The following is a 20,209-nucleotide window of genomic DNA, read 5'->3' as shown; positions in this document are numbered from 1 at the left end:
TCTGCAAGCAACTGCGTCGTCGCTTCCCGGTCGGCAAGCTCTATCTGGTCTGCGACAACTATGGCCCGCACGGCAAAGCCGAGGTCACCGACTGGTGCGCCGGTCACGACACCGAGCTGGTCTACACGCCGAGCAACGCCTCGTGGCTGAACTGGATCGAGTGCGAGTTCACGGCGCTGCGCTACTTCAGCCTCGATGGCAGCGACTACCCATCCCACGCTGCTCAGGAAGCCGCGATCGCCGGCTACGTCCGCTGGCGCAACCGCCATTGCCACCCGAAGCGTCACTTCGCAGTCAACTCGAAGATCCGCCGCCCGGATTACCTACCCAACGTTGCGTGACGCAGCACTAGCTAGGGGCCCGCCACCACGTGACCACACCGCACACGCGGCTCGATCGCCGATCGACTTCGAGCGAGCACCAGATCCCCTGCCGGCCAAAGGCGTCGCCGCTGAGGGGCGACGCCCACCTGGCCGCGCCCGCGTGGCTCAATCACCGGGCGATTCCCAGTTCAGGGACTAGTTTCCCCCCGCTCGCCAGGGGGTCGCCGCCGAGCGGCAACGCCGAACCCGACCCTGCCGCAAACCTTTGTGCCCCGCCGACTCCCAGCGACAGCGACCACTTTCGGGCCGGCCAAGCTGTCGCCGCTGAGCGACAACCCCAGCCCGACCGCGCCGCCAGGCTTGGTCAACAGGCGCCTCCCGGCTCGGCGACGAGTTCCCAGCCGATCAAACTGTCGCCGCTCAGAGACACGCCCGGCCGCGCCGCGAGCCTCGGTCGCCGGGCACATCCGAGCTGAGCGACCACCTTTTCCGGTCGGCCAAGCTGTCGCCGCTGAGCGGCAAACGTCCACTCGACCGGGCCGCGAAGCTCCGCATCCCGGCAAGTTCCAGCTCGGCGACCGCCACCCGGCCGGCCAAGGCGTCGCCGTTGAGTGGCAACACGTAGCCAGACCGGGCCGCAGGGCTCCAAGCGTCGCCGTTCAGTGGCGACACCCGACGTCGCCGTGATCAGAGGCAGAAAACCATCAGCCAACCTGCCGATCCTGCCGTTCGCCACTCAGCGGCAACAGCCCCAGCACCCGGCGAGAGGCCAAAACACCGTCGCCACCAAACGGCGAAAGCCGAACCAGACACGAGCCAGTGACTTCAGTCACCGCCCCGGAAATACGGAGGCCCGCCGACCGTCGCCATTCAGAGGCGAGCGGCCGGCGGGCCTCGGGGCGAACCGAAGTCAGATGTCCTGGACCGGGTTGGTCAGGGTGCCGATGCCTTCGATGGTGATCGAGACCGACTCGCCGTCGACGATCGGGCCGACGCCCTCCGGCGTGCCGGTCAGGATGATGTCGCCGGGCAGCAACGTCATGACGCCCGAGATGAACTCGACCAGCTCCGGCACCTTGTGCACGAGGTCGGACGTGCGGCCGTCCTGCTTGACGTCGCCGTTGACCTCGCTGCGCAGCGCCAGGTCCGACGGATCGATCGACGTCTCGATCCACGGGCCGAGCGGGCAGAACGTGTCGAAGCCCTTCGCGCGGCCCCACTGGCCGTCGGACTTCTGGAGTTCGCGGGCGCTCACGTCGTTGGCCACCGTGTAGCCGAGGATCGCGCTCGCCGCACGGTCTGCGGAAACGTTCTTCACCGGCTGGCCGATGACGATCGCCAGCTCGCCTTCGAAGTCGATGCGACCGACGTCACGCGGGCGACGGATCGGCACGTTGGGGCCGATGACCGTGGTCGACGGCTTGATGAACAGCATCGGCGCCGCCGGCACCTCGTTGCCGAACTCGGCCGCGTGCTTCGCGTAGTTCCGGCCGACGGCGATAACCTTCGACGGCAGGATCGGCGCGAGCAGGCGGACGTCGGCGAGCGGCCACCGCTTGCCGGTGAAGTTCGGCTGGCCGAACGGGTGCTCGGCGATCTCCAGGACTTGGGCGTCGTCGCCCTCGCCTTCGATCGAAGCGAACGCGACACCACCACTGGGATGAGCAATACGGGCTAGACGCACCCGGCCAGTCTACGTACGCCGCCGCCGAGACGCTCGCCCCCGGCGGCGCGAACGGTCCCCTCGCGCCGCCCCGGAGCGAATGGGCCCCTCGTGTCCGCCGCGACCTGCGGATCGATCGCCGCGACGTGCACGAGAGGTCCGTTCGCCCGCTTTCTCACCGGAAATCCTCGACGTCCACGCCGGCCATGCGTCAACCTGACCGCACAGCCACCGACGCAGCCACCCGACACACCCCACCCGACGAACCCCGCAGAAAGGAGCCGCGGATCTCAGACGCGAGCCGTGAGGCTCTTGTGGACGAGCGCGTCGCACATCGCCATCCAGCTCGCCTCCACGATGTTCCCGTGCACGCCGACAGTGGTCCATTCCCGCTCACCATCGCTGGATTCGAGCAGGACACGGGTCACCGCGTGGGTGCCCGGGTTGGACGGCAGGATGCGCACCTTGTAGTCGGACAGCTCCACGGCGTCCAACCAGGACAGGTGGGGGCTGAGCGCTTCCCGTAGGGCGGCGTCCATCGCGTGCACCGGTCCGTTGCCCTCGGCCGTGGCGATGACGCGTTGCCCGTTCACGTGGACCTTCACCGTCGCCTCCGAAACGACCTCGCCGTCGGACCGGTGGTCGAGGACGACGCGGTAGGACTCCAGCTGGAACGGCGGCGTCACCGGCTCCTCACCGGACACGTCCTCGACTTCGCGGCGCAGCAGCAACTCCAGCGACGCGTCGGCGGCTTCGAACGACCAGCCCTCCGCTTCAAGGTCCTTCACCTTGCGCACCGCGTTCGTCAGCGCTTCGGGCCGGCCGGCAAGGTCGACCCCGAGTTCACGTCCCTTGAGCTCGAGGCTGGCCCTGCCAGCCATCTCCGTGACCAGTACCCGCATGCCGTTGCCGACTGAAGATGGATCGATGTGGTTGTACAGCAACGGATCCACCTTGATCGCGCTCGCGTGCAGCCCCGCCTTGTGGGCGAAGGCCGACGACCCGACGTAGGCCTGGTGGGTGTCGGGTGCGAGGTTCGCAATTTCGGCAAGTGCATGGGAGACCCGGGTGAGCTCGGTGGCGCCTCCGATCGGGAGGACCTCCATTCCGAGCTTGGTCACGAGGTTTCCCGTCACGGCGAACAGGTCGGCGTTGCCGGCCCGTTCCCCGTAACCGTTCGCGGTGCACTGGACGTGCGTCGCGCCGGCCTGCACCGCGGCGACGGAGTTCGCCACGGCGCAGGAAGTGTCGTCCTGGCAATGGATTCCCAGCCGGAACCCGGTTTTGTCCTTGACCTCGCGCACGGTCTCCGCGAGGCCGAGCGGCAGCTGGCCGCCGTTGGTGTCGCAGAGCACGAGGACGTCCGCGCCGGCACTGGCGCCGGCGTCGAGTACTCGCAGCGCGGTGTCGGGTGAAAAGGCGTATCCGTCGAAGAAGTGCTCGGCGTCGAGGAACACGCGCCGGCCCTCGCCGGTCAGGAACGCGACGGTGTCTCGGACCATGGCGCACGCCTCTTCGACGTCGACACGCAGCGCGCGTTCGATGTGCCGCAGGTCGGATTTCGCCACCAAGGTGACCACGGGCGCTTCGGAGTCCAACAGCGCACGGACCTGCGGATCCTCGGACGCACGAGTGCCTGCCTTGCGGGTGGACCCGAAGGCGACGAGCGCGGCGTGCTTCAGCTCCAGCTCGCCCTTCGCCACCCGCGCGAAGAACTCCGTGTCCTTAGGCAACGCGCCCGGCCAGCCGCCCTCGATGAAGCCCACGCCGAGCTCGTCGAGCAGCCGGGCGACGGCGAGCTTGTCGGTGACGGAGTACGTGATGCCTTCGCGCTGGGCGCCGTCGCGCAGGGTCGTGTCGTAGAGGTGGAAGGCGTCACCGAGGGGCGTTTCGGCGGGCTCCGTGCGGGTCACGGTGTCTCCTTGTGGCGGGCAAAACCTGTTTCTGGCAACAAAAAAACCTCCCGCATGGGTGCGAGAGGTTGCGCGCCGGAAGCTCTTGTGGAGCGTCTATCCGGCGCGCTCGGCGATAATGATCGAGATGGCGGTCATGGTTTGCATGATGCCACAGCTCCGTCCGGCATCCAAGTGCCGGGCGGAGCTTCCCACTTCCTGGGAGCCGGTCAACGGGGCAGGCCGGCCAGGTACGCGCCGAACGCTTGCACGGCCGAAGCGTTGCGCGGGCCCTCCACCAGAGCCGCATAGGGCAAGGCGAAGAAGCGGCCCTGCTTCACGGCCGGGATGTCACGCAGGCCTGGTTGTGAGCGGAGGAAGTTCTCCTTGTCGGCGACGGTGCCGACCTCGCCGCCGTAGTCGTTGATGAGGATGACGTCGGGCGCGCGCTGGACCACGCCCTCCCAGCTTACCGTCGTCCAGCTGTCGTCGACGTCGGAGAAGATGTTGGTGCCGCCCGCCTTGGTGATGATCTCGTCGGGGCCGGCGTTGCGGGCGGCCGTGAACGGCTGGTCGCGGCCGTCGTCGTAGAGGAACACCTTGGGCCGTTGCCCCTGAGTGGCGACGGCCTTCGTGACGGCCTCGACCTGGTCGCTGTACTGCTTCACCAACTTCTCCGCGCGGTCGCTGACGCCGAAGATCTTGCCGAGGTTGCGCAGGTCGGTGTACAGCGCGTCGAGCGGCGGCATGATGCCGCGCTGCTTGCCGACGCCGTTGCGGCAGGCCTCGGTCAGCTGGTAGCTCTGGATGCCGAGCTGCGTGAGCGTGTCGGGCGTGAAGCCGGTGCTCTCGGAGAAGCCGTAGTTCCACCCCGCGAACACCAGGTCGGCGCCGGCGCCCTGCACGACTTCGCGGTTGATCTTCTCGGCGAGCTTGGGCACCTTCGCGAAATCGGCTTTCCACGGCGAAGACGCGACGACACCCGACTGTCCTTTGTCGACGACGTAGCCGGCCATCCGGTCGTCGAGGCCGAGGGCGAACATCAGCTCCGTGATGCCGATGTCGTTGGTCACCACTCGCGACGGCGGCTTTCGGATGGTGAGCGGCTGACCGCAGTTGGTCACCGTCACGGGATAGCCCGCCAGCGCGACGCCACTGTCCCCTTCGGACACCTGGGCACCACAGCCGGTCACGGAGAGCGTGGCCACCAGGACCATCGCGATCGTCTTACGCATGACTGTCCTCCTCGGAGTCGAGCCGGTCGAACAACAGCTGGGGCCGGCCGGTCGCCGGATGCGTCACCACGTGGCGCGCACGCCGAACACCTCGGCCAGCAGATCGGGAGTCAGCACCTGCGCGGGCGTTCCGCTCGCGACGAGGCGGCCGCCGTCGAGGACGTGCACGGTGTCGCATGTGGCGGCCGCGAGGTTGAGGTCGTGGAGCGCAGCCAGCACGGTCGGGCCGCTTCGCCGCACGAGGGCGAGGATCTCCAGCTGGTGGCGGATGTCGAGGTGGTTCGTGGGCTCGTCGAGCACGAGGATCCGCGGCTCCTGCGCGAGGGCTCGCGCGATGAGGACGCGTTGCCGTTCGCCGCCCGAAAGCGTCAGGACACCGCGGTCGGCGAAGTCCGCCAGGCCGACCTGCTGGAGCCCGGCCGCGCACACTTGCCGATCCGTGGCGGTCATGCGGTCGAGCAGGCCGTGGTGCGGCAGGCGACCCATGGCGACGACCTCGGCGACGGTGAAGTCGAACTCCGTGTGGGATTCCTGCGCGACGGCTGCGATTGCCCGCGCCCGGTCACGCGCCTGAAGATCCTCAAGGGGCCGATTGTCGAGCAGCACGGCACCCTTCGAAGGCTTGAGCACGTGGTAGACCGCGCGCAGAGTCGTCGATTTCCCGCTGCCGTTGGGACCGAGCAGCGCGACGAACCGTCCTTGCGCGGCTTCGAGGGTGACGTCTTCGACGATCGCGCGACCGGCCACGTCGACGCTGACGCCCTCGATCGAGAGGTCCATTCACGCACCTCCGAACACGTAGGCGCGCCGCCGCATCAGCAGCAGGAACGCGGGGACGCCGACGGCAGCCGTCAGCACGCCGATCGGCAGTTCCTCGGGCGCCGCGAGCACTCGTGCGGCGACGTCCACCCACACGAGGAAAACCGCGCCGGCGAGGGGTGCGACGGCGAGCACTCGCCGGTGATCGTGCGAGTAGCGCCCGGCCGACGGCGAAACATCAGCGGATCCGGCGCCGGGCTTGAGTTCGCCGCTGAACGGCAACGCCGGGCCGGCAGCGGCTGAGTCAGCGCCAGGATCGCCGAGGTCGGATTCGCCGTTGGTCGGCGACGCCGGAGGCGACCCGTCGGAGGCCGGAGGAAAAGAAGGCGTGGCGCCCGGACCGTCAGACGACGAGAACTTCGGAGGTGGCACCGGCAGGACCCGATCTGCTCAGGGTCCACGCAACGAAGACGGCAGCCACGCCAAGGAGAGGAGGGGTGTCGTCTCCCGTAGACCACGACGGGAGGGACGAGGGTGGTGCGAGAACCACCGCCGGTATCGGGCTCGCCCGCGGTCTGTGAGAGCACAGACCGCGGGCCTACCGTTGCGGGTCAGCGCCGGATTTCGACCGGCTTCCGCGGCGGGGTTCCTTACGACAACGTCAGCTGACGGAGCGCACGTTCGACGAGACGAGCGCGGCCAGCCGGTCGCCGATCGCCTGGGTGGTGCCGGGCGACGCCTGGTCGCGCGTCGCCAGGTCGAAGGCCACCGACGCCTCGATGCGGCGCGCGGCCTCCTTGTGGCCCAGGTGGTCGAGCAGGAGCGACACCGAGAGCACGGCGGCCGTCGGGTCGGCGAGACCCTGGCCGGCGATGTCGGGGGCGCTGCCGTGGACCGGCTCGAACATGCTCGGGTTGCGGCGGGTGATGTCGAGGTTGCCGCTGGCCGCGAGGCCGATGCCACCGGTGACGGCGGCCGCCAGGTCGGTGATGATGTCGCCGAAGAGGTTGTCGGTGACGATCACGTCGAAGCGCGAGGGGTCCGTGACCAGGTGGATCGTGGCGGCGTCGACGTGGGAGTACGAGACCGTGACGTCGGGGTGCTCCAGCGAGACCTCCTCGACGATCCGCGACCACAGCGACCCGGCGTACTCGAGCACGTTGGTCTTGTGCACGAGCGTGAGGTGCTTGCGCGGCCGCTCTTCGGCGCGGTTGAACGCGTCGGCGACGACGCGGCGGACACCGAACGCCGTGTTGACGCTGACCTCCGTGGCGACCTCGTGCTCGGTGTCCTTGCGCAGCAGGCCACCGTTATTGGTGTACGGGCCTTCGGTGCCTTCGCGCACCACGACCATGTCGACCTCGCCGGCGTCGGCCAGCGGGCCGCGCACGCCCGGGTACAGGCGCGCCGGGCGCAGGTTTACGTGGTGGTCGAGCTCGAAGCGCAGGCGCAACAGCAGGCCGCGCTCGAGGATGCCGCTGGGCACCGTCGGGTCGCCGACCGCGCCGAGCAGGATCGCGTCGTGCTGACGCAGCTCGCCGAGCACCGACTCGGGGAGCAGCTCCCCCGTCGAGTGCCACCTCGCGGCACCGAGGTCGTAGTTCGTGATCTCCGCCGTCGGTGCTACTTCACCGAGCACCTTGAGCGCCTCGGAGACCACCTCGGGCCCGATCCCGTCACCTGGGATCACCGCGAGCCGCATCCACACACCTCCGTAGACCAGGCCATCGAACGCACCGATGGCCCATCCGCAAGAAAACGCCAGCAGCGGAAGGTTACCGGCCGTAGACAAGACGACGTAGCCGCACCACCCTTATGCCGCATCCTCCCGCAGGGTGAGACACCTGAACGGGTGAAAGACAAAGGGGGCCTCCCGGGTCGCAACGACCCGGAAAGCCCCCTATCACCGCTATTCGGGGAATGTGACCAGCGAGACACGCCTTCCCCGATCGGAGGACCCCGTCACCCCGTCCTGCCGGGTGACGGGGCCCCACCTCACGGCCGCGTCACCGCCGACTCGATCCGCACGACACCCGCGCGCGAGCCGGCCGCGTTGTGGTGCTCGATCGCCAGCAGGCCCTTCGGCTTGTCACCGGCGACGGCCGCCGCGTTGCGGTTGACCACCAGCTGGGTGCCGGGCTTGGCGACGTAGCCGAGGGCCGCGTCACCGCCGCCCTGCACCGAGAACGCCGGCGCCAGCGCGTCGAACGAGATCGGCGTGCCGACGAAGTCGATCAGCCCGTCGGTGCTGCCCGGCGCGACGTAGTACCCCGCCGTGCCGACGGTGTAGCTGATCCGGTGCGACGCCTCGTTCGGGTCGATGCCCAGCGCGGCGATGCTGACCGGCAGCACGATCACGTTGGTGTCGAACACGTTGGTGTCGACGTCGCCGAGCTGACCGTTGACCGCCTGCAGGTCCACCGTCGGGTTGCCCGCCTGCGTCAGCGACACCGTGGCGGCCAGGAGCACGTCGGTGCCCGTCGCCTTCGTCACGAAGGTCTCGAAGTCCGGCTTGCCGTCGCCGGTCGTGTCGAAGTCGACGAACGGGATCGTGTTGCTGCCCAGGTTCGCGAAGTCGCCCCAGGTGGTGAGGCCGAACGCGAGCATGGCGTTCTCCGGTTCGCCCTGCGCCTTGGCGAGCGGAGCCGTCGACGCCGCACCGATGTAGCGCAGGTCGCCGCCCTTCGCGGTGCCGTTGAGCGTGCAGTCGGACGAGACACCCGCGCCGCACTCCGGCAGCTGCGCCGATTCGGCCTGCAGCTCCAGCACGCTGACCAGCGAGCGGTAGCGCTGCGCGCCGGTCCCCTGGTCGATGCCCTTGCCGCCCAGGTTCAGCACGGCCTGGTTCTGGCCCCCGCCGAAGCGCACGCCGGCCGGCGTCGTGATGGCCGAGACCGGTTTCGGCGCCGAGTACACGGCCACCCGCAGCGGCACCGTGGCGCCGTTCTTCGGGGTGAGCGCGACGCGGCCCGAAGCGTCGGCCACGAACTGGCGGGCGAGCCCGGCCTGCGCGGCCTCCATGGTCGGGTCGATGACCTTGCGCAGCGCCTTCGGGTCGGTGATCTTCAGCGTCACCTTCACCGTCGCGACCCCGCGCGGGTTGAGCTTCACCGAGCTCTTGTCCACTGTGTACTGCACGCCGGGCAGCGAGTTCACGGCCTCGTAGGCCACCGAGTACTCGACCGGCGTGGTGCCCTTGTTGACGACCTTGATCGTCTTCGAGAGCGTGACCGGTCCCGCCGCCTCGACGGTGCCGAACGTGACGCTCACGGCACCCGGGTCGTCCTGCACGTAGGCGAGGACCTGGTTGTCCAGCGCGGCCTTGGCGTCGATACGACCGGTCCCGACACGCTGCGGCGCGTAGGTGTGGCCCGCGCCGTCGGTGATGTCGTGCACGGCCGAGCCGACGACGTCGGCCTTGACCTCCTCGACGTTCCAGTCGGGGTGCGTCTGGCGGACCAGCGCCGTGATGCCCGCGGTGTGCGGGGTGGCCATCGACGTGCCCGAGATGGAGAGCCGGCCGTTGCCGCTGCCACGGAACGCCGACGTGATCGTGTCACCAGGCGCCGTGACGTCCGGCTTCACCGACGGGCCACGGCCACCACGCGAGGTGAACGAGCTCGGGGTGTCCACGATGGTCTTGTCCGTGGTCTGCAGGCTCGCCCGGCCGGCGCCGAAGAAGCGCACCGTCAGCGTGCCCGCGGTCAGGCCCGGACGCAGGGCCGTGGTGGCCTTGCCGGTGAGCTGGAACATCGGCACGCCCGCGTTGCCCGCGATGCCCGCGGCCGGGTGCTCCAAAGTGGACGACAGCAGCACGCCCTTGGCCCCGGCGGCCTGCGCGTTGTTGGCGCGCGCGGCGGAACCACAGGCGCGAGTGGCGTCGTTGTCGTCCCACTCCAGCCACGCGATCTTGCCCGCGACCTTGGCCTTGTCCTCGGCGGAGAAGGCGGTGCAGCCCGCGTTGTTGGCAGCCGAGATCGGCACGACGGGCGCGGTGAGGTCGAGCGTGTCGTAGCCGGTGTAGTCCTGGCTGTACTGGCCCGGCTGCTGCCCCGGGGTCGGGGCGGTGACGTCGAGGGCGTCCTTCAGCTCGCCGGCGTCGCGGCTGCTGGCGACGGTGAGCGCCTCGGGCGTGTTGCCCGGCGAGCCCGCGACGTCGTTGAGGTCGCCGCCGTTGCCGGCCGCGATGACCGGGAGGACACCGGTCTGGGCGAGCTTGCGCACGAACAGCGAGTCGGGGTCGTCCGGCGCACCGAAGTCGCTGCCCAGCGACAGGTTGACGATGTCGAGGTGGTCGGTGAAGTCACCGTCGCCGTCGGGGTCGAGTGCCCAGTCGAGCGCCTGCGACGTGACGTTCGTGGAACCCGTGCAGCCGAACACCTTGATCGCGTAGAGCAGGGCCTTGGGCGCGGTGCCCGGGCCGATGCGCATGGCGTCGAGCTGCTTCTTGTTCAGCTTCTTGTAGTTGCCGGTGAACGTGGTGCCGTCGGCGTTCACGCCGAAGCCCGCGATCGTGCCGGCGACGTGCGTGCCGTGCTCGCCGCACGCGATGGGGTTGGGGTCCGGCTTCGGCGTCGGCGAGCCCGTCTTGCCCTCGGAGTCGTAGTCGTCGCCGACGAGGTCGGTGCCGCCCACGACCTTCGCGCTCGGGAACAGCGGCGACGGCTTGGTCCGGTCCACTCCCTGGTAGGCCGCCGGCGTGCCGGGGCCGCCGAAGTCGGCGTGGGTGTAGTCGATGCCGTCGTCGATCACGCCGACGCGGATGCCGTCACCGAACTTGCCGGTCTGCTGCCAGCTCGCGAGCGTGTTGGTGAGCTGCTCGGCACTGGCGTTGTTCTTCGTCTTCGGCACGACCGTGCGCACCGAAACGACGTCGGGACGCTTCGCGAGCTCACGGATCTTCGCCGCGTCTGCAGTCACCACTGCACCCGCGACGGCGTTCGACGTCTGCGTGACCAGCTTCGTGCCCGCGTCGGCCTTCTTGAGCTGTCCGACGACGGAGTTGACCGTGGCGGCGACGTCCGCCTTCGCGGCGCGCGCAGCCTGCTTGGCCTTCTCCTTGCCGGCACCCTTGCCCTGCTCGGCGTTGAACGCGTCGACGGCCGGCTTCTTCGCCAGCTCCACGAACGCGGTGACCTTGCCCCGCGCGGCGTCGAGCCGCGGCGAGATCTTGCCCTGCAACCCCGCGGCGGCGACCTTGGCCGGCGCGACCGGGTCGGCGAGTGGCGCACCCTGCGCCGACGCGCCCGACGCGGCGGAGACGGCTGCGGCCAGGACCACCGCGGACACGGCAGCCGTGGAACGCGCAGCCCACCCGGGCAACCGGGATCTGCTCATGAGTACCCAACCCCTTTACTCGAGGCCTGGATCACGAACCTGCCTGGCGCTCCCCGATCAACCACCCCCGACAGGTGAGCACCGGCGCCGCACCGTGCTCTCACGGTGCGTGGTTCTGCCTCGCGGCACAGAACCTAGCTGCCCGATACACCTACTTTCGTGGCGAAAATGCTCCGTTATACGAATGTTGCCCGTCTGGGTGGACTCCACAAAGGAAAGCCCCCTCCCCCGCCACTCGGACGGGGAAAGGGGCTTTCGAAAAGCGGGCGGAACTAGTTGAAGTCCACCGCACGGATCGTGTGCGCACCCACGGTGGCGCCGATCGGCTCGAGGACGTTGCTGTCCACGTGGCGGTCGACGCGCAGCAGCATCACGGCGTCGGAGCCGTCGGTGGTCTGGCTGATCTGCGCGGCCTCGATGTTGATGCCGGCCTCACCGAGCAACGTGCCGACGCGGCCCATCACGCCCGGGCGGTCCGGGTAGTCGAGCAGCAGCACGTTGCCCTCGGCGCGCAGGTCGAAGTGACGGCCGTTGACCTCGACGATCTTCTCGACCTCGTCCTTGCCGGTCACCGAACCGGAGACGGTCAGCGCGGCGCCGTCGGCGTGGACCGCACGCACCGTGACGAGGCTGCGGAACTTCGGGCTCTCGCTCTCGGTGACGAGGTCCACCTGCACGCCCAGCTCCTCGGCGAGCCGCGGCGCGTTGACAAACGTGACCTGGTCGTCGACGACACCGGCGAACACCCCGCGCAGCGCCGCGAGCTGCAGCACCGACGTGTCCTCACTGGACAGCTCGCCCTTGACCTCGACGGTCACCGACGTCGGCGCCTTCGGGCTCAGGGCTGTGAGCACCGTGCCCAGCTTCTGCGTGAGCGACAGGTACGGCCGCACGTGCTCGCCGACGGCGCCGCCGCCCGAGACGTTCACGGCGTCCGGCACGAAGTCGCCGCGCAGCGCCAGCAGCACGGAACGGGCGACGTCGGTGCCCGCGCGGTCCTGCGCCTCGGAGGTGGACGCGCCCAGGTGCGGGGTGACGACCACGTTGGGCAGCTCGAACAGCGGGCTGGCGGTGGTGGGCTCGGTGACGAACACGTCGATGCCCGCGCCGCCGACGTGGCCGCTGCGGATCGAGTCGGCCAGCGCCTCCTCGACGATGAGGCCACCGCGGGCGGCGTTGACGATGATCACGCCCGGCTTGGTCTTCTTGAGTGCCTCGGCGTCGATGAGACCCTTGGTCTCCGGCGTCTTCGGCAGGTGGATGGAGATCGCGTCGGCGCGCTCCAGCAGCTCGTCGAGCGGCACGAGCTCGATGCCGAGCTGCGCGGCGCGGGCGGCCGAGACGTAGGGGTCGTACGCGATCAGCTTCGTGCCGAACGCGGCGAGGCGCTGGCTGAACAGCTGGCCGATCTTGCCGAGGCCGACGACACCGATGGTCTTGCCGTTGAGCTCGATGCCCGAGAACGAGCTGCGCTTCCACTCGCCGCCGCGCAGGCTCTGGTCGGCGGCCGGCACCCGACGGGCGACGGCCAGCAGCAGCGCCACGGCGTGCTCGGCGGCGGACACGATGTTCGACGTCGGGGCGTTGACCACCAGCACGCCACGCTCGGTGGCGGCGGGCACCTCGACGTTGTCCAGCCCGACACCGGCGCGGGCCACGACCTTGAGCTGCGTGGTCGCGCCGAGCACCTCGGCGTCGACCTTCGTGGCGGATCGCACCAGGAGCGCGTCGGCACTCTTCACCGCCTCGAGCAGCGCGGGACGGTCCGTGCCGTCCACATGCCGGACCTCTACCTCGTCACCGAACACACTCAGCACGGAAGGCGCGAGCTTCTCCGCGATGAGGACGACGGGTTTGCTGGGCTTGGTCACGATGCGGCTCCCACTATCTGGTCACGAAATCGAGGACGCTCTCCTACGGCGCACGCCGTTGTGCCCGGATGGGCGGGAGTTTAGCCCGGTTGGGGGCCCCGGTGCTGCCCGCGTTGTTAACTCGCTCGTAATCCGGCGAAAACTCCGTCGCGGGGCCGGTCAGGGTGGTCGGGGGTCGGGATGGGCCACGGGGGCTGGGATTGGGTTCGCGGCAAGGAAAACGGTGCTGGGGCGGGGGCGGTGGGAGTGCGGCGGGTGGGATGTTTTGTGCGTTCCACCTGGTGGGATGAGGTGGGATGGTGAGGGTGGGGCGATTGGGGTGAAAGGGATTTATTACGTCGTGGTGATCGGGCTGCGCGAGGGGATGTTCATTCGTTCGGGGGTCTTTGGTGTGGGTGCGGGCTAGCGATGAAGGGGACCTTCATCGCTTCAACGGCCGCAGGGCCGCCCAGTAAGAGGCGAAGGGGCCCTTCGCCTCTTCGCCGTAACCCAGCGCCACTTGCCTACGGGTGAAGGGGACCTTCACTGCTGCAGCGGGGCGTCCCCGGCCCAGCCGCGGATGAAGGGGACCTTCACCCGCAGTTCCACACCCAGAGTGATCGAGTAATGAGTGAAGGGGACCTTCATCCCTTCCCCGCCCCAGCGTCCACGAGGACCGCACCCTGCGACAGCCGGCGTTGCCGTTGAGGGGCGAAACCGGGGCAAGCGGGCGGTACAGTGGCGGGGCGCGGTGAGGGCCGCGTCCTGTCCGCGGAAAGGGCTGAGCCCACCCCCGAAGCGAAGTGCGGTGCGTGCGCCTTCTTCCCTGCCCGGTGCCGGCGGACCACGGGCGGACCGAGGGAAGGAAGGACTCCCCGATGGCCGCGTTGCCCGCCAAACCCGATCTCGCCCAGCTGCGCAAGCGCGCGAAAGAGCTGGCGCGCGCGGAGTCGATCAAGGTGTCCGAGGCGCAGTTCCGCGTCGCGCGCGGGCACGGGTTTCCGAGTTGGCCGAAGTTGCAGGCGTACGTCCGGCGCGTCGCCGAGGGCGGGCCGAATCTGCAGCACGCCTACCACGCCGACGCCGAGTACTACAGCGAACGCGCCCTCGGGCTGCTCGCGTCCGCCGAGGACGGGACGGCCGGCGCGCGCGAGGCGTTCGAGCGTCACGGGCAGCCGTTGACACGTGAGGGCGCGCGGACGGTCGTCGCCAAGGAGCACGGGTTCGGGTCGTGGCGGGGGTTGCGCCAGCACGTCGCCGCGCTGGCGGACAGTGGCGAACCGTTCGCGCGAGCGTTTCGCCTCCTGGAGGCGAAGGACGTCGGCGGGCTGGCGGCGGTGGTCGACGAGTTCCCCGAGCTGGTCCACGCGCGCGGCACCAACGGCAACGACCTCCTCGGCATGGCGGGCGCTACGTGCGACGAACGGCTCACGCGCGTCCTGCTCGAACGCGGTGCCGATCCGGCGCGGGGCAACGCCCACGGCTGGACCCCGTTGCACCAGGCCGCCTACCGCGACCTGCCCCTGCTCGCCGATCTGCTGCTCGAAGCCGGCGCACCACTCGACGTGTCCGCGCGCGGCGACGGCGGGACTCCTCTCGTCGTCGCGTTGTTCTGGGGAAACCAGACTGTGGCCGAAAAACTGGCGACGCGCGAGCGGCCCCCTCGCAACCTCCGCGTCGCGGCGGGTATCGGGGACGCCGAGCTGCTGGACGAACTCGTCCGTCCGAACGGGACACTCGCGCCGGCGGCCGGTGCGCACCGTGAGTTCTACCGACCCCACAGTGGTTTCCCGTTGTGGCACCCCGGCGACGATCCCCGGGAGATCCGCGACGAAGCCCTCAGCTGGGCAGCGCGCAACGACCGCACCGAAGCCCTGCGCACCCTCGCCGAGCGCGGCGCGGACCTCGACGCCGACGTCTACCGCGGCACCGCCCTCACCTGGGCCGCCGCGCAGGGCAAAGTCGGCGCCGTACGGACATTGCTGGAGCTGGGGGCGGACGTGAACCGCGTCGGGACCTTCGGCGGCCCGAGACACGGCGTCGGGATCACCGCCCTGCACCTCGCCGCGCAGAACGACCGGCTCGACGTCATCGAGGTCCTCGTCGAGGCCGGCGCCGACCTCGACGCGCGCGACGGCCTCTGGAACTCCACACCCGAAGGCTGGGCCGACGCGTGCGACAGCCCCGCGGCGCGCGACCTGCTGGCGAAAGCCCGGTAGACAAGCGGAGTCCGTAGTCCGTATCGTCGGACCCATGATACGGACTATGTACTCCGTTTCATCCACTGGGAGGACAACCATGACCACACCCCGACAAGTCTTCGAGCGGCTTTCCGAGGGCATCACCGCCGGCCGGTTCGACGAGCTTGCCCAGCTCCACGCGGAGAACACCGTCGTCGAGCACCCCACCGCGATCCCCGTCCCCGGCCGAATCGAGGGGCGGGAAGCGGTGCACGAGCGGTTCGTGGGCGGTTTGGGGGCAACGCTGCGGCTGTCGACGAGCGACGTCGTCGTCCACGACACGACGGACCCCGAGGTGATCGTCGCGGAGTTCCGGTACACGGTGGAATCGTCGCTCAGCGGCGAAAAGACCGAAACCGAGAACATCCAGATGCTGCGGGTGCGCGACGGGCTGATCGTCCACAGCCGCGACTACCACGACTACCTGCGGATGGCCGCCGTCCAGGGCGCGGCGGCCGGGCTCACCGAGGCGTACGCCCGGGTCCCGCCCCACCAACCCGGACCGGTCCAGCCACGGCCGGCTCAGCTCGCCGACCGCAAAAGCCCGCTCGGCGTGTTCCAGCGCCTCTGCTACGGCGTTTCCGACCGGCGCTGGTCCGAGCTGCCCGACCTCTACGCCGAGGTCACCGACGTCCGCCACCCGTTCCTGCCGGGCTCACCCGTGCTGAAGTCCCGCGAAGACCTGCGCGCGCACTTCGCGCTGGCCGGGGAGATCGGCGTCCGCATGCAGGCGACGGACCTCGTCACCTATCAGGGCACCGACCCCGAGGTGCTGATCGGCGAATTCGCCTACGAGGGGCAACTGGGCGCGACGCCGTTCCGCGTAAACAACATCTTCGCGCTGCGCGTGCGCGACGGGGAGATCGTCGAGTCCCGCGACTACGGCGACCACCCGGCGCTCGCGGCCGCGGCCGGCCGGCTCCAGGAGCTGGTCGACCGTGTGACCGCCTAGGCCTCAGGCCTCGATGTCCTCAGGCAGGTCGAACTCGCCGTCCCGGACACCCTTCACGAACGCGTCCCACTCCGACGGCGTGAATACGAGCACCACACCGTCCGGTTTGGACGACTGGCGCATCGCCACGTACGTGACGCCGTCGGTGTGCGGCACGAAGGCGTACTCCACGCAGTCCTCGAGCGTGACGCCTTCGGGCTCGGCCCTGATCCAAGGGGCGTCGGTGAGGTCCAGCTCGTGCCGGAGGTGCGCCTTGTCGTCGACGGGCTGATCACTCATGGCACCAGCGTATCGACCCACCGCGACAGCTCTCGCCGCTGAACGGCGAAAACCCCGAAAAGGCCCCCTCACCTGCGGATGAGGGGGCCTTTCGAAGAGATCACCAGACGATCAGGCGGTCTCGGTGATCGGCCGGTCCACCCACGACATCAGGGCACGCAGCTTCTTGCCGGTCTCCTCGATCGGGTGCTGGTTGCCCTGCTCCTCGAGCTTGATGAAGTTCGGGCGCCCGGCCTCGTCCTCGGCGACCCACTCGCGCGCGAAGGTGCCGTCCTGGATCTCGCCCAGGATCTTCTGCATCTCCTGCTTCACCGCCGGCGAGATCACGCGCGGGCCGCGGGTGAGGTCGCCGTACTCGGCCGTGTCGGAGATCGAGTAGCGCTGGCGGGCGATGCCGCCCTCGTACATGAGGTCGACGATCAGCTTGAGCTCGTGCAGCACCTCGAAGTAGGCGATCTCCGGGGCGTAACCGGCCTCGGTCAGCACCTCGAAGCCCGTCTGCACCAGCGCCGACGCACCACCGCAAAGCACGGCCTGCTCGCCGAAGAGGTCGGTCTCGGTCTCCTCGGTGAACGTCGTCTTGATGACGCCCGCGCGCGCACCGCCGATGGCGGCCGCGTACGACAGGGCCAGCGCCTGGGCGCCACCGGTCGCGTCCTGCTCCACCGCGATCAGGCAGGGCACGCCCTTGCCGTCCACGAACTGGCGGCGCACGAGGTGACCCGGGCCCTTCGGGGCGACCATGGCGACGTCGACGTTGGCCGGCGGCTTGATCAGGTCGTAGCGGATGTTGAAGCCGTGACCGAAGAAGATCGCGTCGCCGTCCTTCAGGTTCGGCGCGATGTCCTCGGAGTAGATGAAGCGCTGCTTCGTGTCCGGCGCGAGGATCATGATCAGGTCGGCCTCGGCCGCCGCCTCGGCGACGTTCAGCACACGCAGGCCCTGCTCCTCGGCCTTCGCCCGCGACTTCGACCCCTCCGGCAGGCCGATGCGGACGTCGACACCGGAGTCACGCAGGCTCAGCGAGTGGGCGTGGCCCTGGCTGCCGTAGCCGATCACGGCGACCTTGCGACCCTGGATGATCGAGAGGTCCGCGTCGTCGTCGTAGAAGATTTCCACTGCCATGGGGGTACTGCTTCCTTTCGGGTTACTGCTGAAGAATCGACTTCTCAAGAATCAGCGGGGCGACGTGGCGGTGATCGAGCGGGCCCCGCGACCCACCGCGACCATGCCGGACTGCACGAGCTCACGAATGCCGTACGGCTCGAGCATGCGCAAAAGTGCGCCGATCTTGTCCGATGTCCCGGTCGCCTCGACGGTGAGCGCCTCCGGGGACACGTCCACCACCTTGGCACGGAAGAGCTGGACGGTCTCGAGGACCTGGCTGCGCACGGTCGCGTCGGCCCGGACCTTCACGAGCAGCAGTTCACGCTGCACCGCGCTGGACTGTTCCAGCTCCACGATCTTGATCACGTTGACCAGCTTGTTGAGCTGTTTGGTCACCTGTTCGAGCGGTAGCTCTTCAACGGCGACCACGATCGTCATGCGGGACACCTCGGGGTTTTCCGTAGGGCCCACGGCAAGGGACTCGATGTTGAAACCGCGGCGGGAGAACAGGCCGGACACCCGGGCGAGCACGCCGGGCTTGTTCTCGACCAGCACGCTCAACGTGTGGACGGTCATCGGTCTTCTCCTTCCGCAGCGGCTTCGGCGGCTTCGAGGGTCTCGACGGCTTCCTGCGAAACCTCGTCGTCGTCGAACAGCGGCCGGATGCCGCGGACGGCCATGATCTCGTCGTTGCTGGTGCCCGCGGCCACCATCGGCCACACCTGGGCATCCTTCCCCACGACGAAATCGATCACGACGGGGCGGTCGTTGATCTCCATCGCGCGGCGGATCGTCGCGTCGACGTCCTCCTTGGTCTCACAGCGCAGCCCGGCGCAGCCGAGGGCCTCGGCCAGCAGCGTGAAGTCGGGGATGCGGTGCTTGTGAGTACCGAGATCGCTGTTGGAGTACCGCTCCGAGTAGAAGAGGCTCTGCCACTGCCGGATCATGCCGAGGTTGCCGTTGTTGATCACGGCGACCTTGATCGGCGCGCCCTCGATGGCGCAGGTGGCGAGCTCCTGGTTGGTCATCTGGAAGCAGCCGTCACCGTCGATCGCCCACACCTGCGTGTCGGGCAGGCCGAACTGCGCACCCATGGCCGCCGGAACGGCGAAGCCCATGGTGCCGAGGCCACCGGAGTTGATCCACGTACGCGGCTTCTCGTACTTCACGAACTGCGCCGCCCACATCTGGTGCTGGCCGACGCCGGCGGTGAAGACCGCGTCGGGGCCGGCGAGCTCGCCGATGCGCTCGATGACGTACTGCGGCGACAGCGAACCGTCGTCGGGCCACTCGTAGCCGGCCGGGTAGGTGTCGCGCCAGGAGTCGACCTGCGTCCACCAGTCGGTGAGGTCCGGCCGGTGCCCGTGCTCGAACTCGGCCTTCACGGCGGCGATGAGCTCGCCGATGATCTCGTTGCAGTCGCCGACGATCGGCACGTCGGCCTTGCGGTTCTTGGAGATCTCGGCCGGGTCGATGTCGGCGTGGATCACCTTCGCGTCGGGCGCGAACGACGACGTCGCGCCGGTGACGCGGTCGTCGAAGCGGGCACCGAGCGCGATCAGCAGGTCGGCGCGCTGCATCGACGCGACCGCGGCGACGGAGCCGTGCATGCCGGGCATGCCGACGTGCTGGCGGTGCGAGTCGGGGAACGCGCCGCGTGCCATCAGCGTGGTGGCGACCGGGATGCCGGTCAGCTCGGCCAGCTCCAGCAGCTGCTGCGACGCCTCGGCCTTGATCACGCCGCCGCCGACGTAGAGGACGGGCCGGCGCGCGTTCGCGATGAGCTTCGCGGCTTCGCGCACCTGCTTGCCGTGCGGACGCAGCGTCGGGCGGTAGCCCGGGAGACGCATCTCGGGCGGCCAGGAGAACGAGGTCATCTCCTGCAGCACGTCCTTGGGGATGTCCACCAGCACCGGGCCTGGTCGGCCTGTGAGCGCCAGGTGGAACGCCTCGGCGATGGTCCGCGGGATCTCCGCCGGATCGGTGACGAGGAAGTTGTGCTTGGTGATCGGCATGGTGATGCCGCAGATGTCGGCTTCCTGGAACGCGTCGGTGCCGATCAGCGCACGCGACTGCTGCCCCGTGATGGCGACGACCGGCACGGAGTCCATGTTGGCGTCGGCGAGCGGCGTGACGAGGTTCGTGGCGCCCGGGCCCGACGTCGCCATGCAGACGCCGACCTTGCCGGTCGCCTGGGCGTAACCGGTGGCGGCGTGCCCGGCGCCCTGCTCGTGGCGGACGAGGACGTGGCGGACCTTCGTGGAGTCGAGCAGCGGGTCGTACGCCGGGAGGATGGTGCCACCGGGGATGCCGAAGACGACTTCGGCGCCGACGGCCTCGAGCGAGCGGACGAGCGACTGCGCGCCCGTGACCCTTACCGGGGTTCCCGCCGGCGGCGCCGGCTTCGGACGTGCTCCGGGGACACCGGGCGCGGTCGGCCCGGGCTTCGCGTCGCTGCGCGACGTGGCACTGGTCATCGGTTCTGCCTCGTGGGTTCTCGGTGTCACTCGTTCGGGTTGTCTGTGGCCGTACTGCCGGTCGGAAACCGGTTCTACGCAACAAAAAACCCCCG

The 20,209-nt window shown here is 69.4% G+C and carries 14 protein-coding genes, 1 pseudogene and 1 riboswitch; of the genes and pseudogenes, 3 read left to right on the top strand and 12 right to left on the bottom strand.

Annotation, left to right across the window (positions count from 1 at the left end; genetic code table 11):
- Positions 1 to 341 (top strand): transposase (locus tag AB0K15_RS26875; protein ID WP_364055969.1); only part of this gene is annotated, 341 nt, incomplete at its 5' end.
- 892 nt (positions 342 to 1,233) lie between these two features.
- Here AB0K15_RS26875 and AB0K15_RS26870 read toward each other — a convergent pair.
- The 8 genes and pseudogenes from AB0K15_RS26870 to serA form a co-directional block, all read right to left on the bottom strand.
- Positions 1,234 to 2,007 carry a fumarylacetoacetate hydrolase family protein gene (locus AB0K15_RS26870; protein WP_364055966.1) on the bottom strand — a complete coding sequence of 258 codons (774 nt, stop codon included), beginning with the start codon at positions 2,005 to 2,007 and terminating at the stop codon, positions 1,234 to 1,236.
- Between the two features lie 269 nt (positions 2,008 to 2,276).
- Positions 2,277 to 3,899 carry a citramalate synthase gene (gene cimA, locus AB0K15_RS26865; RefSeq protein ID WP_364055963.1) on the bottom strand — a complete coding sequence of 541 codons (1,623 nt, stop codon included), beginning with the start codon at positions 3,897 to 3,899 and terminating at the stop codon, positions 2,277 to 2,279.
- Between the two features lie 209 nt (positions 3,900 to 4,108).
- Positions 4,109 to 5,113 (bottom strand): ABC transporter substrate-binding protein, encoded by a 1,005-nt coding sequence (locus AB0K15_RS26860; RefSeq protein WP_364055960.1) that lies wholly within the window; start codon positions 5,111 to 5,113, stop codon positions 4,109 to 4,111.
- 63 nt (positions 5,114 to 5,176) lie between these two features.
- Entirely contained in the window at positions 5,177 to 5,893 is a 717-nt protein-coding gene (locus AB0K15_RS26855; RefSeq protein WP_364055957.1) for an ABC transporter ATP-binding protein, read from the bottom strand.
- A pseudogene (locus AB0K15_RS26850) lies at positions 5,894 to 6,076 on the bottom strand (iron chelate uptake ABC transporter family permease subunit); the annotation flags it as partial.
- 328 nt (positions 6,077 to 6,404) lie between these two features.
- Positions 6,405 to 6,545, bottom strand: a riboswitch (cobalamin riboswitch).
- The gene (locus tag AB0K15_RS26845) at positions 6,534 to 7,574 is read right to left on the bottom strand and encodes a 3-isopropylmalate dehydrogenase (protein ID WP_364055954.1); all 1,041 of its coding nucleotides are present in this window, start codon (positions 7,572 to 7,574) and stop codon (positions 6,534 to 6,536) included. (Overlaps the previous riboswitch by 12 nt.)
- Positions 7,575 to 7,867: 293 nt before the next feature.
- Positions 7,868 to 11,209 (bottom strand): S8 family serine peptidase, encoded by a 3,342-nt coding sequence (locus AB0K15_RS26840; RefSeq protein ID WP_364055951.1) that lies wholly within the window; start codon positions 11,207 to 11,209, stop codon positions 7,868 to 7,870.
- Between the two features lie 272 nt (positions 11,210 to 11,481).
- Positions 11,482 to 13,080: a phosphoglycerate dehydrogenase gene (gene serA / locus AB0K15_RS26835; protein ID WP_364055948.1), complete on the bottom strand. Its 1,599-nt coding sequence runs from the start codon at positions 13,078 to 13,080 to the stop codon at positions 11,482 to 11,484.
- 857 nt (positions 13,081 to 13,937) lie between these two features.
- On the opposite strand from serA, the gene AB0K15_RS26830 reads away from it, so the two are divergent.
- Positions 13,938 to 15,278, top strand: a complete 1,341-nt coding sequence (locus tag AB0K15_RS26830) for an ankyrin repeat domain-containing protein (protein WP_364055945.1) — start codon at positions 13,938 to 13,940, stop codon at positions 15,276 to 15,278.
- 79 nt (positions 15,279 to 15,357) lie between these two features.
- On the top strand, positions 15,358 to 16,251 hold the full coding sequence (locus tag AB0K15_RS26825) for a nuclear transport factor 2 family protein (protein WP_364055942.1): 894 nt from the start codon (positions 15,358 to 15,360) through the stop codon (positions 16,249 to 16,251).
- Positions 16,252 to 16,254: 3 nt separating this feature from the next.
- Here the strand turns inward: AB0K15_RS26825 and AB0K15_RS26820 are convergent, their stop codons facing one another.
- The 4 genes from AB0K15_RS26820 to AB0K15_RS26805 form a co-directional block, all read right to left on the bottom strand.
- Positions 16,255 to 16,530 (bottom strand): DUF397 domain-containing protein, encoded by a 276-nt coding sequence (locus AB0K15_RS26820; protein WP_364055939.1) that lies wholly within the window; start codon positions 16,528 to 16,530, stop codon positions 16,255 to 16,257.
- A 111-nt stretch (positions 16,531 to 16,641) separates the two neighbouring features.
- Positions 16,642 to 17,655 carry a ketol-acid reductoisomerase gene (gene ilvC, locus AB0K15_RS26815; protein WP_364055936.1) on the bottom strand — a complete coding sequence of 338 codons (1,014 nt, stop codon included), beginning with the start codon at positions 17,653 to 17,655 and terminating at the stop codon, positions 16,642 to 16,644.
- Positions 17,656 to 17,706: 51 nt separating this feature from the next.
- Positions 17,707 to 18,213, bottom strand: coding sequence for an acetolactate synthase small subunit (ilvN, locus tag AB0K15_RS26810; protein WP_220237608.1), 507 nt, complete (start codon positions 18,211 to 18,213; stop codon positions 17,707 to 17,709).
- On the bottom strand, positions 18,210 to 20,114 hold the full coding sequence (locus tag AB0K15_RS26805) for an acetolactate synthase large subunit (protein ID WP_364055932.1): 1,905 nt from the start codon (positions 20,112 to 20,114) through the stop codon (positions 18,210 to 18,212). The genes ilvN and AB0K15_RS26805 overlap by 4 nt, the downstream gene beginning before the upstream one ends.
- Positions 20,115 to 20,209: the final 95 nt, after the last annotated feature.

The organism is Amycolatopsis sp. NPDC049253, from assembly GCF_040678995.1.
In the GTDB taxonomy this organism is placed as follows: domain Bacteria; phylum Actinomycetota; class Actinomycetes; order Mycobacteriales; family Pseudonocardiaceae; genus Amycolatopsis.
The sequence above is the reverse complement of the archived record's forward strand: the minus strand, read 5'-3'. Positions and strand labels throughout refer to the sequence as shown.